Here is a 13,521-nt window from a genome sequence, read left to right on the forward strand (position 1 = left end):
CTTGTAGGCGTGAGCCTGCTCGCGATGGCGGTGTATCAGTTGCGGATACCGGCGACTGGAATATAGCTATCGCGAGCAGGCTCACTCCTACAGAAGGATGGTGTTGGGCTCAGGTTCCAGGCTTCGGCGTACGGGCCAGGCAATACACATCGACCCGCGCTGCACCTGCATTCATCAACAACCGCGCCAGCGCCTGAGCGGTCGCACCGGTGGTCAGGACGTCGTCAACCAGCGCGAAATGGCGGCCGCTTACCTGCGCCTCAGGCTCCAGCGCGAAGGCATTGCGCAAATTGCGTTTGCGCGCCTTGGCATCCAGATCCTGCTGGGCATCGGTGTCGATGACTCGCCGCAGCACCTGTTCTTCGCACGGCAGGTCCAGCGAAACACTCAACCAGCGCGCGAGCATTGCCGCTTGATTGAAGCCCCGTTGACGCAGCCGTTTATTCGCCAGCGGCACCGGCAGCAGCACATCAGGCCTGAGCAAATCCTCGTCGAAACGATGTTGCAGGTATTGGCCGAGAACGTCGGCGAGCAGGTGGCCAAACGGCCATTTCGCGTTGTGTTTAAACCGCGTAATCAGGCTGTCCACCGGGAAGCCATAAACCCACGGCACGGCGACTTGTTCGAACGCCGGCGGCTCTAGCACGCAATCACCGCAGGTCAGGCCATCTCCTGCCAGTGGCAAAGCGCAGCTCTGGCACTGGCTGCCGAGCCAGGGCAGCTCGGTTTCGCAAGCCTCGCACATTGGCATTTGTGCTTCTGCGGGCTCATCGCACAGCAAACAGGTCTGTACGTTTTTTAAACAGATGTAAACCTGTCCTTGGTATTGCGGTTGACAGCGCATCGCTCTTCCTTAAATATGCCGAACATCCGTGTAGCGCCTGTGGGTATTCGGTTTTCCCCGGCGCCAGCCAAGCATAACCAAGGAATTGCCCATGAGCGCGAGCACTGCCGCCACCCTGCGTCACGATTGGTCTCTGGCCGAAGTCAAAGCACTGTTCGTACAGCCATTCAACGACTTGCTGTTCCAGGCGCAAACGGTGCACCGCGCACATTTCAACGCCAACCGTGTGCAGGTCTCGACACTGCTGTCGATCAAGACCGGCGCCTGCCCGGAGGACTGCAAGTACTGCCCGCAGTCCGGGCACTACAACACCGGTCTGGAAAAAGAAAAACTGATGGAAGTGCAGAAGGTCCTCGAAGAGGCTGCCCGGGCCAAAGCCATTGGTTCGACGCGGTTCTGCATGGGCGCAGCGTGGAAACATCCATCGGCCAAAGACATGCCGTATGTGTTGAAGATGGTTGAAGGCGTGAAAGCCCTCGGCCTGGAAACCTGCATGACCCTCGGGCGCCTCGATCAGGAGCAGACCGAAGCGCTGGCCAAGGCCGGCCTCGATTACTACAACCACAACCTCGACACCTCGCCGGAGTTCTACGGCAGCATCATCACCACCCGCACTTACAGCGAGCGCCTGCAAACGCTGGCCTACGTGCGCGAGTCGGGGATGAAAATCTGCTCCGGCGGCATTCTCGGCATGGGCGAATCGCTGGACGATCGCGCCAATCTGCTGATCCAGTTGGCCAACCTGCCCGAACATCCGGAATCAGTGCCGATCAACATGCTGGTGAAGGTCGCCGGCACGCCGCTGGAAAATGCCGAAGACATCGACCCGTTCGATTTCATCCGCATGCTCGCCGTCGCGCGCATTCTCATGCCGCAATCCCACGTGCGCCTGTCGGCCGGTCGCGAGGCAATGAACGAGCAGATGCAGGCCCTGGCCTTTTTTGCCGGCGCCAACTCGATTTTCTACGGCGACAAACTGCTTACCACCGCTAACCCGCAGGCGGACAAGGACATGCAGTTGTTCGCACGCCTCGGTATCCAGCCGGAAGCTCGCGAAGAGCATTCCGATGAGGTTCACCAGGCGGCGATCGAGCAGGCGCTGGTGGAGCAGAAGAGTAGCGAGCAGTTCTATAACGCCGCCGTCTGACTGCTGTTGAAATGCAAAACTGTAGGAGTGAGCCTGCTCGCGATGACGGTGTTTCAGTCGACATCAATGCTGAATGTTCGACCGCTATCGCGAGCAGGCTCACTCCTACAAGGATCTGTGTCATTTGAAAAGTCGAGGCCTGCATGTCTTTCGATCTCGCCGCACGCCTTGCTGCCCGCCGGGCCGAAAACCTCTACCGCCAGCGCCCGCTGCTCGAGTCTCCGCAAGGCCCGCACGTGGTGGTCGATGGCCAGTCGCTGCTCGCGTTCTGCAACAACGACTATCTGGGCCTGGCCAATCATCCGCAGGTAATCGAAGCCTGGCGCGCCGGCGCTGAGCGTTGGGGCGTCGGCGGTGGTGCGTCGCATCTGGTCATCGGCCACAGCAGCCCGCATCACGCGCTGGAAGAAGCACTTGCCGATCTGACTGGCCGGCCGCGTGCACTGCTGTTCACCACCGGTTACATGGCCAACCTCGGCGCAGTCACTGCGCTCGTCGGGCAGGGCGATACGGTGCTCGAAGACCGGCTCAATCACGCTTCATTGCTGGACGCGGGCCTGTTGTCCGGCGCGCGTTTCAATCGTTATCTGCACAACGACGCCGAAAGCCTGGGCAAGCGCCTGGAGAAAGCCACTGGCAACACTTTGGTGGTCACCGACGGCGTGTTCAGCATGGACGGTGACATCGCCGACCTGCCGGCGCTGGCCCGCGAGGCCAAGGCCAAAGGCGCGTGGCTGATGGTTGATGACGCTCATGGCTTCGGCCCGTTGGGCGCCAACGGCGGCGGGATCGTCGAGCACTTTGGCTTGAGCCAGGACGATGTGCCGGTGCTGGTCGGCACCCTCGGGAAAGCTTTCGGCACTGCCGGAGCGTTTGTCGCCGGCAGCGAAGAGTTGATCGAAAGCCTGATCCAGTTCGCCCGCCCGTACATCTACACCACCAGCCAACCACCGGCGCTGGCCTGCGCGACGCTGAAAAGTCTGGAGCTGTTGCGCAGTGAACACTGGCGCCGTGAACACCTGCGGACCTTGATCCGCCAGTTCCGCCACGGCGCCGAGCAGATCGGGTTGGAGCTGATGGACAGCTTCACGCCGATCCAGCCGATCCTGATCGGCGATGCCGCGCGCGCCGTGCGGTTGTCGCAGATGCTGCGCGAGCGCGGGCTGATGGTCACGGCGATCCGTCCGCCGACCGTGCCTGCTGGGAGTGCGCGACTGCGGGTGACGCTGACCGCCGCCCACAGTGAGGCGCAGGTGCAACGCTTGCTGGAAGGACTGGCGGATTGTTTTGCCCGATTGTCGTTGGAGCCAAGCCATGCGTAATCGCCTGATTCTGCTGCCCGGCTGGGGCCTCGGCGTATCACCACTGGAGCCGCTGGCCGCAGCGTTGCGTGGCCTCGACGAACATTTGCAGGTCGAAATCGAGCCGCTGCCGGAGCTGGATTCCGCCAACGTTGAAGACTGGCTCGACGAACTCGATGCAAGCATTGCTCAGGAAGTCTGGCTCGGTGGCTGGTCGCTGGGCGGTATGCTCGCCTCTGAGTTGGCGGCACGCCGCGGCGAGGCGTGCTGCGGTGTGCTGACGCTGGCGAGCAACCCTGCGTTTGTCGCCCATGAACAGTGGCCGAACGCGATGCCCGCCGAGACTTTCGATGCCTTTCTTGCCGGTTGCCAAGCCGACCCGCGTCCCACCCTCAAGCGTTTCGCTTTGTTGTGTACGCAAGGCTCAACTGACCCCCGTGGCTTGTCGCGCTTGCTGCTGGGTGGCGCGCCAGCCACCGAGCCGACCGCGCTGATGGCGGGGCTGGAACTGCTCGCGCAACTGGACACGCGTCAGGCGCTGCAGGCATTTCGCGGGCCGCAGTTTCATCTGTTCGGCGGGCAGGACGCTCTGGTCCCGGCAGAAGCGGCGGGCGCGTTGTTTGCGCTGCTGCCGGATATCGAAATTGGCCTGATCGAACAGGCCAGCCATGCTTTTCTGCTGGAGGACCCGCATGGAGTCGCGGGCGCGATCCAGGCGTTTCTACATGAGTGCGCTGATGACTGACCTATCTCTTGTCCTGCCTGGTGGTTTGCCTGACAAGCGCCAGGTGGCGGCGTCTTTTTCTCGTGCAGCGGCCAGTTACGACAGCGTCGCCGAATTGCAGCGCGATGTCGGCACGCAGTTGCTCGAGCGCTTGCCGGCAGGTTTCGTGCCCTCGCGGTGGCTCGATCTCGGTTGCGGGACTGGCTATTTCACCCGAGCGCTGGCCTCGCGTTTTACCCGCAGCAGCGGGGTCGCGCTGGACATTGCCGAGGGCATGCTCAATCACGCACGGCCGTTGGGTGGCGCTGAGCATTTCATTGCGGGCGATGCCGAGCGGCTGCCGTTGCAGGATGCGAGTTTAGAGCTGATTTTCTCCAGCCTCGCGGTGCAGTGGTGCGCCGACTTCGAAGCGGTGCTCAGTGAAGCCTTCCGTGCGCTGAAACCGGGTGGAATCTTTGCGTTTGCTAGTCTGTGTACAGGGACGCTGTTGGAGCTGCGTGAGAGTTGGCAGCAGGTCGACGGGCTGGTGCACGTCAACCGCTTCCGCGAATTCGCCCGCTATGAACAGTTATGTGCTGCCAGTGGCATGCGCATCGTGGCTCTGGAGAATCGGCCGCACGTGTTGCATTACCCGGATGTGCGCAGCCTCACTCACGAGCTGAAAGCGCTGGGCGCGCACAATCTGAATCCCGGCCGGCCGGGCGGTTTGACCGGGCGGGCGCGGATTCTCGGGCTGATCGAAGCGTATGAGCGGTTCCGTCAGTCGTCAGGGCTGCCGGCAACCTATCAGGTGGTCTACGCCGTGTTGGAGAAACCTCTATGAGCGCAGCCTATTTCATCACCGGAACCGACACCGATGTCGGCAAGACCACGGTTGCTGCCGGATTGCTCCACGCGGCGCGATCGGCAGGATTGAGCACAGCGGCGGGCAAACCGGTGGCTTCCGGGTGCGACGTCACGCCCAAAGGCTTGCGCAACGCTGATGCGTTGGCGCTGTTGGCCGAATGTTCGTTGCCACTGACTTATCAACAGGTCAACCCGGTGGCGTTCGAGCCAGCGATCGCGCCGCATCTGGCAGCGCGCGAAGCAGGTGTGGCGCTGACGGTGCAATCGCTGCTGGTGCCGATGCGCGGGATTCTGGCGATGAACGCCGATTTCACCCTGATCGAAGGTGCGGGTGGCTGGCGGGTGCCGTTGGCCGATCAGGACAATATTTCGGATCTGGCGATTGCACTGAAGCTGCCGGTGATTCTGGTGGTGGGCGTAAGGCTGGGCTGCATCAGTCACGCGTTGCTGACCGCCGAGGCGATCGCTCGCGATGGCCTGCAATTGGCGGGGTGGGTGGCGAACATCATCGATCCGAAAACTTCGCGGCTGGAGGAAAACCTTGCGACCCTGGCCGAGCGCATCCCCGCGCCGTGCCTGGGCCGCGTGCCGAAACTCAAGGCGTTGAGTGCCGAAGCGGTGGCCGAGCATTTGCAACTGGATTTGCTCGACTAAGTTTTTGCCTATGAACAGGCACTGTGCCATTAGTGTTTTTGACGGGTGTTTTGCTGGCGCGTCTGCTTCAATGGCGACCATTGATCCTTTGCAGGGACGGGCACGACTATGGAAATCTCCGGCAACACGGCTTTTTATGCAGGGCTGAGCTCGATTCAGTCGGGGCAGAACCGCGTCGATCAGGCCGCCAGCCAGATCGCCAACACCACCATCGAACGTTCGGTGACCAGCCAGTCGTCCGAAGTGCAGGTCAATCGCCTGCGCGGAGTGGATCGCGCACAGGAGTCGGATCTGACCAGCAATATCGTCGAGCTGTCGCAGGGCAAGACTCAGGCTGAGCTGGGTGTGAAGGTGGCCAAGGCGTCCGACGAAGTGCTGGGGACGATCATTGATACCTTCGCCTGACTGAATCTGCTGTAAACCTCGAAACGCCGCGCCCTGTCGCGGCGTTTTTCGTTTAAGTCCTTCTTGCTCAACTAATCTTTTCTTCAACGCCTGTGGCTTATTTCAAGTCGCGGCGATTTTGCGTTTCCGGCGTTTGGAAAAGCTGATGACGAACGGCAAAAGATCCACGCTTGACAAGATTTCGGCGTAAACGTATGTTTCAAACAACTGTTTGACCGTCACAACAACTCAACACGGTCGTTCATTCCCGGTTACATCAGCAGAGGTTTATCGCTATGCCTGACTACAAGGCCCCCTTGCGTGATATTCGCTTCGTTCGTGACGAGCTGCTCGGCTACGAAGCGCACTATCAGAGCCTGCCAGCGTGCGCAGATGCCACGCCGGACATGGTTGACGCCATCCTCGAGGAAGGCGCCAAGTTTTGTGAGCAGGTACTGGCACCGCTGAACCGCGTGGGCGATCTGGAAGGCTGCACCTGGAGCGAGTCCGGCGTGAAAACCCCGACTGGCTTCAAAGAGGCGTACAAGCAATTCGTCGAAGGCGGCTGGCCGAGCCTGGCGCACGACGTTGAGCATGGCGGCCAAGGTCTGCCTGAGTCGTTGGGCCTGGCAGTCAGCGAAATGGTTGGCGAAGCCAACTGGTCGTGGGGCATGTACCCGGGCCTGTCGCACGGTGCGATGAACACCATCTCCGAGCACGGCACCCCTGAGCAGCAGGAAGCCTATCTGACCAAACTGGTGTCCGGCGAATGGACCGGCACCATGTGCCTGACCGAACCGCACTGCGGCACCGACCTGGGCATGCTGCGCACCAAGGCCGAGCCTCAGGCCGACGGTTCCTACAAAGTCTCCGGCACCAAGATCTTCATCTCGGCCGGTGAGCACGACATGGCCGACAACATCGTCCACATCGTTTTGGCGCGCCTGCCGGATGCACCGGCTGGCACCAAAGGCATCTCGCTGTTTATCGTGCCGAAATTCCTGCCGAACGCCGATGGCACCATCGGCGCGCGCAACGCAGTGAGCTGCGGTTCGCTGGAACACAAGATGGGTATCCACGGCAACGCTACCTGCGTGATGAACTTCGACGGCGCCACCGGTTACCTGATCGGCCCGGCGAACAAAGGCCTGAACTGCATGTTCACCTTTATGAACACCGCTCGTCTGGGCACTGCGTTGCAAGGCTTGGCCCACGCCGAAATCGGCTTCCAGGGCGGTCTGAAATACGCTCGCGATCGCCTGCAAATGCGCTCGCTGACTGGCCCGAAAGCGCCGGACAAAGCGGCTGACCCGATCATCGTTCACCCAGACGTGCGCCGTATGCTGTTGACCATGAAGGCGTTCGCCGAAGGCAACCGCGCGATGGTGTACTTCACCGCCAAACAGGTCGACATCGTCAAGTACGGCGTCGATGAAGAAGAGAAGAAGAAGGCCGACGCACTGCTGGCGTTCATGACTCCGATCGCCAAAGCGTTCATGACCGAAGTCGGCTTCGAAGCCGCTAACCACGGCGTGCAGATCTACGGCGGCCACGGCTTCATCGCCGAGTGGGGCATGGAGCAGAACGTTCGCGACAGCCGCATTTCGATGCTGTACGAAGGCACCACCGGTATCCAGGCCCTCGACCTGCTCGGCCGTAAAGTGCTGATGACTCAAGGCGAGGCTTTGAAAGGCTTCACCAAGATCGTCCACAAGTTCTGCCAGACCAACGAAGGCAACGAAGCCGTTCAGGAATTCGTCGCGCCGCTGGCTGCACTGAACAAGGAATGGGGCGAGCTGACCATGAAGGTCGGTATGGCCGCCATGAAAGATCGCGAAGAAGTCGGCGCGGCCTCTGTGGACTACCTGATGTACTCCGGTTATGCCTGCCTGGCCTACTTCTGGGCGGACATGGCGCGCCTGGCTGCGGAAAAACTGGCTGCCGGCACTACAGACGAGGCGTTCTACACCGCCAAGCTGCAAACTGCGCGCTTCTACTTCCAGCGCATCCTGCCGCGTACCCGTACGCACGTGGCCACTATGCTGTCGGGCGCTGGCAACCTGATGGACATGAAGGAAGAAGACTTCGCACTGGGCTACTAAGCCCTACCGCAGTCTGCCAAAACCGCTGTTCCCGCTAGGGGGCAGCGGTTTTTTTGTTTGCGGATCGCTCAGATAGTCGAGCTTCCGGCCGTTACAGAGACCGTGTGTGATCTGGATCACATTGTATGGGCTTGGCCGCACTTTGCAGGCACAATGCCATCTCTTTGCTATGACGGGTCGGAGCTTACCCTTGCCGCGTTCTTCCGCTGTACGTTTCAGCCATTTCCTGCCATCACTGCTGTTATTGCTCGCGGGGCTGGCGGCTGCGTACGTCAAAGACCTCAGCGTGTTCTTCACGTCCCTGTTCAACGTCTTGCCGACCCTGGTTCTTCTGCTTGGCGGGGCGTATTGCGCGGTGTACCGGCGTCAGCGCGAACTGTTCCTGATGCTGACGGTGTACATCGCCTACTTCCTGCTCGACACCCAGACCGATTTTTACCGCGACAACGGCAAGGTGCGCGAAGACGCTGCGGTGGTGTTCCATCTGGTCTGCCTGCTCTTGCCGTTGTTGTTCGGGCTGTTCGCGGCGTGGCAGGAACGTACCCATCTGTTTCAGGACATGGTCGCGCGGTTCGCTGTGCTGCTGGCATTTGGCAGCGTGGCGCTGGGCCTGGAACAAAGTTACCCACAGGCGCTGCTGCTGTGGCTGTCGGAGATCCGCTGGCCGGCGCTGCACGGCGCATGGATGAGCCTGATCCAGTTGTCCTACCCGGTGTTCATCTCGGCCTTCCTGTTGCTGGCCTGGCAATACTGGCGCAACCCGCGTCCCTTGCACGCGGCGCAACTGGTCGGCTTGCTCGGGGTATTCTGGATGCTGCCGAAGACGTTCATTCTGCCGTTCACCCTCAACATCATGTGCAGCCAGGTAATGCTGATGATCGCGGCCGCGGTTGCGCATGAGGCCTATCAAATGGCCTTCCGCGACGAACTCACCGGTCTGCCGGGTCGACGCGCGCTCAACGAACGTATGCAACGCCTCGGGCGTAATTATGTGCTGGCGATGAGCGACGTCGATCATTTCAAGAAATTCAACGACACCCACGGCCACGATGTCGGCGATCAGGTCCTGCGGCTGGTCGCCAGTAAGCTGTCGAAAATCAGCGGTGGCGGTAGGGCGTATCGCTATGGCGGTGAGGAATTTGCCCTGGTGTTCGCAGGCAAAACCCTTGAGGAATGCATGCCGCACCTGGAAGTGATCCGTGAATCGATCGCCTCTTACAGCATTCAGCTGCGCAACCAGGAAAACCGCCCGCAGGACGACCAGCAAGGTCGCCAGCGGCGCAGTGGTTCCGGGGCCTCGGCCGTGTCGGTGACGGTAAGCATCGGCGTCGCCGAACGCGTGGAGCAGCGTACTCCGGAAGAAGTGCTCAAGTCCGCCGACCAGGCGTTGTACAGCGCCAAGGGCGCCGGGCGTAACTGCGTCATGGCATTCGGGCAGAACCGTCGTGGCGCGGTGCGCATGGACACCGCTGCGGGTTGAGTGATGACGGCGCATTCAGCGCCCGCACAGTGATTGTCGGGTGGGGTGGCCGGCAGTAGGTTGGTGAAATCTGCTGACGGAGAAGCCACCATGCCCGAGTACAAAGCTCCCCTGCGCGATATGCGCTTTCTGATCGATCACGTCTTCGATTTCCACACCAGCTACGCCAGTCTCGGCGCGCATGACGCCAGCCCGGACATGATCAGCGCGATCCTCGAAGAAGGCGCGAAGTTCTGCGAGAACGTGCTGGCCCCGCTCAATCGCAGCGGCGACGAAGAGGGTTGCCATTTCGACAATGGCGTGGTGACAACGCCTACAGGCTTCAAGCAGGCCTTCGCACAATATGTCGAGGGCGGCTGGCACGGGTTGGCGGCCGATCCAGCTTACGGCGGCCAAGGTCTGCCGAGTTCGCTGGGGCTGGTGATCAGCGAGATGGTCGGCTCCAGTAACACGTCGTGGGGCATGTACCCGGGCCTGACTCACGGCGCGATGTCGGCGATCCACGCCCACGGCACCGCCGAGCAGAAAGACACCTACCTGAGCAAACTCACCGCTGGCCAGTGGACTGGCACCATGTGCCTGACCGAAGCCCACTGCGGCACCGATCTGGGCATCATCAAGACCCGTGCGGTGCCTCGGGCTGACGGCAGCTTCGCGATCACCGGCAGCAAGATTTTCATCTCCGCTGGCGAGCATGACCTGAGCGACAACATCATCCATCTGGTATTGGCCAAGCTGCCGGACGCACCCGCCGGGACCAAAGGCATTTCCCTGTTTATCGTGCCCAAGTTCCTCCCCGATGCAGCTGGCGAAGCGGGGGAGCGCAATGGCGTTTCCTGCGGCTCGATCGAGCACAAGATGGGCATCAAGGCCTCGGCCACCTGCGTGCTGAATTTCGATGCCGCCACGGGTTACTTGATCGGCGAGCCGAACAAGGGCCTCAACTGCATGTTCACCATGATGAACCACGCGCGGCTTGGCACCGGCATGCAGGGCCTGTGTCTGGGCGAAGCGAGTTTTCAGGGCGCGATCAAATACGCCAACGACCGCCTGCAAATGCGCGCGCTGACCGGCGCCAAAGCTCCAGATAAACCTGCCGACCCGATCATCGTCCACCCGGACGTGCGGCGCATGTTGCTGACCATGAAAGCCTTCAACGAAGGCAATCGGGCGCTGACCTACTTCACCGCTCAGCTGCTCGATGCCGCGCACCTGAGCAGCGACGTCCAGGCACGTCAGGAGGCCGAAGACTTGTTGGCGTTCCTCACGCCGATCTGCAAAGCGTTCATGACCGACACCGGGCTGGAAGTGACCAACCACGGCATGCAGGTGTTTGGCGGCCACGGTTTCATTCGTGAGTGGGGCATGGAGCAACTGGTACGCGATTGCCGGATCGCGCCGATCTACGAGGGCACCAACGGCATTCAGGCGCTCGACCTGCTCGGGCGCAAAGTGCTGGGAAGCCAAGGCAAGCTGCTGCGCGGCTTCACCAAAATCGTCCACAAGTTCTGCGCAGCGAACGCCGACCATGCGCAGTTGGGCAGCTTCGTCGCGCAACTCAACGGGCTCAATCAACAGTGGGGCGACCTGACCATGAAGGTCGGCATGGCCGCCATGAAAAACCCGGATGAAGTCGGCGCCGCGTCCGTGGATTACCTGATGTACAGCGGCTACATCATCCTTGGCTACCTGTGGCTGCGCATGGCGCTGGTCGCGCAGGCACAGCTGGACGCAGGCGAGGGTGAGTCTGATTTCCTCAAGGGCAAACTGGCGACGTGCGAGTTTTACTTCAAGCGCCTGTTGCCGCGTACGGCTGCGCATCAGTCGGCGATCGAGGCGGGGAGTGATTGCTTGATGACTTTGCCAGCGGAGTCGTTTGCGCTTTAGGTAAAAGCAAAAGATCGCAACCTGCGGCAGTTCCTACAGGGGATCGCGTTTTATCTGTAGGACCCGCTAAAGGCTGCGATCTTTTCTGTGGTGACTAAAAATAACAAATCAGTCACCGGTTGACCCTATGTGTCGCAAAAGTTGTTGGGTTACACTCCGGATCAACGAAAACATCATTCCACGAACCACCTGTTTAGATCTTGCGAGGTTTGCCATGGCTGACTACAAAGCGCCGCTGCGCGATATGCGCTTCGTCCTCAATGAAGTGTTCGAAGTCGCCAAACTCTGGGCCGAGCTGCCGGCGCTGGCCGAGACCGTCGACGCCGAAACCGTTGAAGCGATTCTCGAAGAGGCCGGCAAGGTCACCAGCAAAAGCATCGCGCCACTGAGCCGTGCCGCTGACGAGGAAGGTTGCCATTGGGCGGATGGTGCCGTCACCACGCCGGCCGGTTTCCCACAGGCTTATCAGACATATGCTGAGGGCGGTTGGGTCGGCGTTGGCGGTGATCCGGCCTACGGTGGCATGGGCATGCCCAAAGCCGTGTCGGCGCAGGTCGAAGAGATGGTCAACTCCGCCAGCCTGGCGTTCGGTCTGTACCCGATGCTGACCGCTGGCGCATGCCTGTCGATCAATGCCCATGCCAGCGAAGAGCTGAAAGCCGCGTACCTGCCAAACATGTACGCCGGGATCTGGGCTGGTTCCATGTGCCTGACCGAGCCGCACGCCGGCACCGACCTGGGGATCATTCGCACCAAGGCCGAACCTCAGGCCGACGGTTCCTACAAGGTCAGCGGCACCAAGATCTTCATCACCGGTGGCGAACACGACCTCACCGAAAACATCATCCACCTGGTGCTGGCGAAACTGCCGGACGCCCCGGCGGGGCCGAAAGGCATTTCGCTGTTTCTGGTGCCGAAGTTCATGGTCAATGCCGACGGCAGCCTCGGCGCGCGCAATCCGGCGAACTGCGGTTCGATCGAACACAAGATGGGCATCCAGGCCTCGGCGACCTGCGTGATGAACTTCGACGAAGCCGTCGGCTATCTGGTCGGCGAGCCGAACAAAGGCCTGGCGGCGATGTTCACCATGATGAACTACGAGCGTCTGGGCGTAGGCATCCAGGGTCTGGCCACGGGCGAGCGCTCCTATCAGAACGCGGTTGAATACGCGCGCGATCGTCTGCAGAGCCGATCGCCGACCGGCGCGCAGAACAAGGACAAAGTTGCTGATCCGATCATCGTCCACCCGGACGTGCGGCGCATGCTACTGACCATGAAAGCCTCGAACGAAGGCGGTCGTGCGTTTTCCACTTACGTGGCGATGCAACTGGATACCGCCAAGTTCAGCGAAGACGCGACCACCCGCAAGCGCGCGGAAGATCTGGTCGCGTTGCTGACGCCGGTGGCAAAAGCCTTCCTGACCGACCTGGGGCTGGAAACCACCGTTCACGGCCAGCAGATCTTCGGTGGCCACGGTTACATCCGCGAGTGGGGCCAGGAGCAACTGGTGCGTGACGTGCGCATCACCCAGATCTACGAAGGCACCAACGGCATTCAGGCGCTGGATCTGGTCGGGCGCAAGATCGTTGGCAGTGGCGGCGCGTTCTACCAGCTGTTCGCTGACGAGATTCGTCACTTCACCGCAACCGCCAGCGCCGATCTTGGCGAGTTCACCAAGCCACTGAACGATGCCGTCGACACCCTCGACGAGCTGACCGCGTGGCTGCTCGACCGGGCGAAAAACAATCCGAACGAAATCGGCGCGGCCTCGGTCGAATATTTGCAAGCGTTCGGCTACACCGCTTACGCCTACATGTGGGCGTTGATGGCCAAAGCCTCGCTGGGCAAGGAAGCGCAGGACGATTTCTATGCGAGCAAGCTAGGCACCGCACGCTTCTATTTCGCCCGCCTTTTGCCGCGTATTCACTCGCTGAGCGCGTCGGTCAAAGCCGGTAGCGAGTCGCTTTTCCTGCTCGATGCTGCACAGTTCTGATCCCGCGCGCGTCATGTAAGCATTTGCTTACGTGACGTGCTGCTGTTCTCCCATATGCGTACATTGGATCCACGGCTAATCTACATTTCATGGACGTCGCGCAGGAAGCGCAAAGTAAACAACACGGACACGTAGGATTCTGCCAGGGTGGCGGAGTGA

At 61.0% G+C, this 13,521-nt stretch carries 11 protein-coding genes; 10 read left to right on the top strand and 1 reads right to left on the bottom strand.

Annotated features, from left to right (window positions below):
• Nucleotides 1-109 precede the first annotated feature (109 nt).
• Nucleotides 110-844, bottom strand: coding sequence for a ComF family protein (locus tag DCO47_RS14515; protein WP_116658339.1), 735 nt, complete (start codon nucleotides 842-844; stop codon nucleotides 110-112).
• Between the two features lie 91 nt (nucleotides 845-935).
• Here DCO47_RS14515 and bioB point away from each other — a divergent pair, with 91 nt between their 5' ends.
• The 10 genes from bioB to DCO47_RS14565 all read left to right on the top strand — a co-directional run bounded on the left by bioB (nucleotide 936) and on the right by DCO47_RS14565 (nucleotide 13,362).
• Entirely contained in the window at nucleotides 936-1,991 is a 1,056-nt protein-coding gene (gene bioB, locus DCO47_RS14520) for a biotin synthase BioB (RefSeq protein ID WP_042606670.1), read from the top strand.
• 143 nt (nucleotides 1,992-2,134) lie between these two features.
• Nucleotides 2,135-3,313 (top strand): 8-amino-7-oxononanoate synthase, encoded by a 1,179-nt coding sequence (gene bioF / locus DCO47_RS14525; RefSeq protein WP_116658340.1) that lies wholly within the window; start codon nucleotides 2,135-2,137, stop codon nucleotides 3,311-3,313.
• Nucleotides 3,306-4,037, top strand: coding sequence for an alpha/beta fold hydrolase (locus DCO47_RS14530; RefSeq protein ID WP_116658341.1), 732 nt, complete (start codon nucleotides 3,306-3,308; stop codon nucleotides 4,035-4,037). Before bioF ends, DCO47_RS14530 begins: the two co-directional genes overlap by 8 nt.
• A complete protein-coding gene (gene bioC / locus DCO47_RS14535) occupies nucleotides 4,030-4,839 on the top strand; it encodes a malonyl-ACP O-methyltransferase BioC (protein WP_116658349.1) in 810 nt (269 codons plus the stop codon). Before DCO47_RS14530 ends, bioC begins: the two co-directional genes overlap by 8 nt.
• Complete coding sequence (gene bioD / locus DCO47_RS14540; RefSeq protein ID WP_083353704.1) at nucleotides 4,836-5,516, top strand: dethiobiotin synthase; 681 nt, start codon at nucleotides 4,836-4,838, stop codon at nucleotides 5,514-5,516. The genes bioC and bioD overlap by 4 nt, the downstream gene beginning before the upstream one ends.
• Before the next feature lie 108 nt (nucleotides 5,517-5,624).
• Nucleotides 5,625-5,921 carry a hypothetical protein gene (locus tag DCO47_RS14545; RefSeq protein WP_042606675.1) on the top strand — a complete coding sequence of 99 codons (297 nt, stop codon included), beginning with the start codon at nucleotides 5,625-5,627 and terminating at the stop codon, nucleotides 5,919-5,921.
• Nucleotides 5,922-6,196: 275 nt separating this feature from the next.
• Entirely contained in the window at nucleotides 6,197-8,002 is a 1,806-nt protein-coding gene (locus DCO47_RS14550) for a phenylacyl-CoA dehydrogenase (RefSeq protein ID WP_042606676.1), read from the top strand.
• Nucleotides 8,003-8,192: 190 nt separating this feature from the next.
• Complete coding sequence (locus DCO47_RS14555) at nucleotides 8,193-9,482, top strand: GGDEF domain-containing protein (protein WP_041476719.1); 1,290 nt, start codon at nucleotides 8,193-8,195, stop codon at nucleotides 9,480-9,482.
• Nucleotides 9,483-9,572: 90 nt separating this feature from the next.
• Nucleotides 9,573-11,369 carry an acyl-CoA dehydrogenase C-terminal domain-containing protein gene (locus tag DCO47_RS14560; RefSeq protein WP_116658342.1) on the top strand — a complete coding sequence of 599 codons (1,797 nt, stop codon included), beginning with the start codon at nucleotides 9,573-9,575 and terminating at the stop codon, nucleotides 11,367-11,369.
• 214 nt (nucleotides 11,370-11,583) lie between these two features.
• The gene (locus tag DCO47_RS14565) at nucleotides 11,584-13,362 is read left to right on the top strand and encodes an acyl-CoA dehydrogenase C-terminal domain-containing protein (protein ID WP_016772869.1); all 1,779 of its coding nucleotides are present in this window, start codon (nucleotides 11,584-11,586) and stop codon (nucleotides 13,360-13,362) included.
• The last annotated feature ends 159 nt before the right edge of the window (nucleotides 13,363-13,521 follow it).

The sequence above is a fragment of the Pseudomonas sp. NDM genome, assembly GCF_003105095.1.
Classification (GTDB): domain Bacteria; phylum Pseudomonadota; class Gammaproteobacteria; order Pseudomonadales; family Pseudomonadaceae; genus Aquipseudomonas; species Aquipseudomonas moraviensis_A.

Coding starts and splice junctions, on each gene's coding strand:
- DCO47_RS14515 (WP_116658339.1), bottom strand. CDS start 844: ATGCGCTGTCAACCGCAATACCAAGGACAGGTTTACATCTGTTTAAAA.
- bioB (WP_042606670.1), top strand. CDS start 936: ATGAGCGCGAGCACTGCCGCCACCCTGCGTCACGATTGGTCTCTGGCC.
- bioF (WP_116658340.1), top strand. CDS start 2,135: ATGTCTTTCGATCTCGCCGCACGCCTTGCTGCCCGCCGGGCCGAAAAC.
- DCO47_RS14530 (WP_116658341.1), top strand. CDS start 3,306: ATGCGTAATCGCCTGATTCTGCTGCCCGGCTGGGGCCTCGGCGTATCA.
- bioC (WP_116658349.1), top strand. CDS start 4,030: ATGACTGACCTATCTCTTGTCCTGCCTGGTGGTTTGCCTGACAAGCGC.
- bioD (WP_083353704.1), top strand. CDS start 4,836: ATGAGCGCAGCCTATTTCATCACCGGAACCGACACCGATGTCGGCAAG.
- DCO47_RS14545 (WP_042606675.1), top strand. CDS start 5,625: ATGGAAATCTCCGGCAACACGGCTTTTTATGCAGGGCTGAGCTCGATT.
- DCO47_RS14550 (WP_042606676.1), top strand. CDS start 6,197: ATGCCTGACTACAAGGCCCCCTTGCGTGATATTCGCTTCGTTCGTGAC.
- DCO47_RS14560 (WP_116658342.1), top strand. CDS start 9,573: ATGCCCGAGTACAAAGCTCCCCTGCGCGATATGCGCTTTCTGATCGAT.
- DCO47_RS14565 (WP_016772869.1), top strand. CDS start 11,584: ATGGCTGACTACAAAGCGCCGCTGCGCGATATGCGCTTCGTCCTCAAT.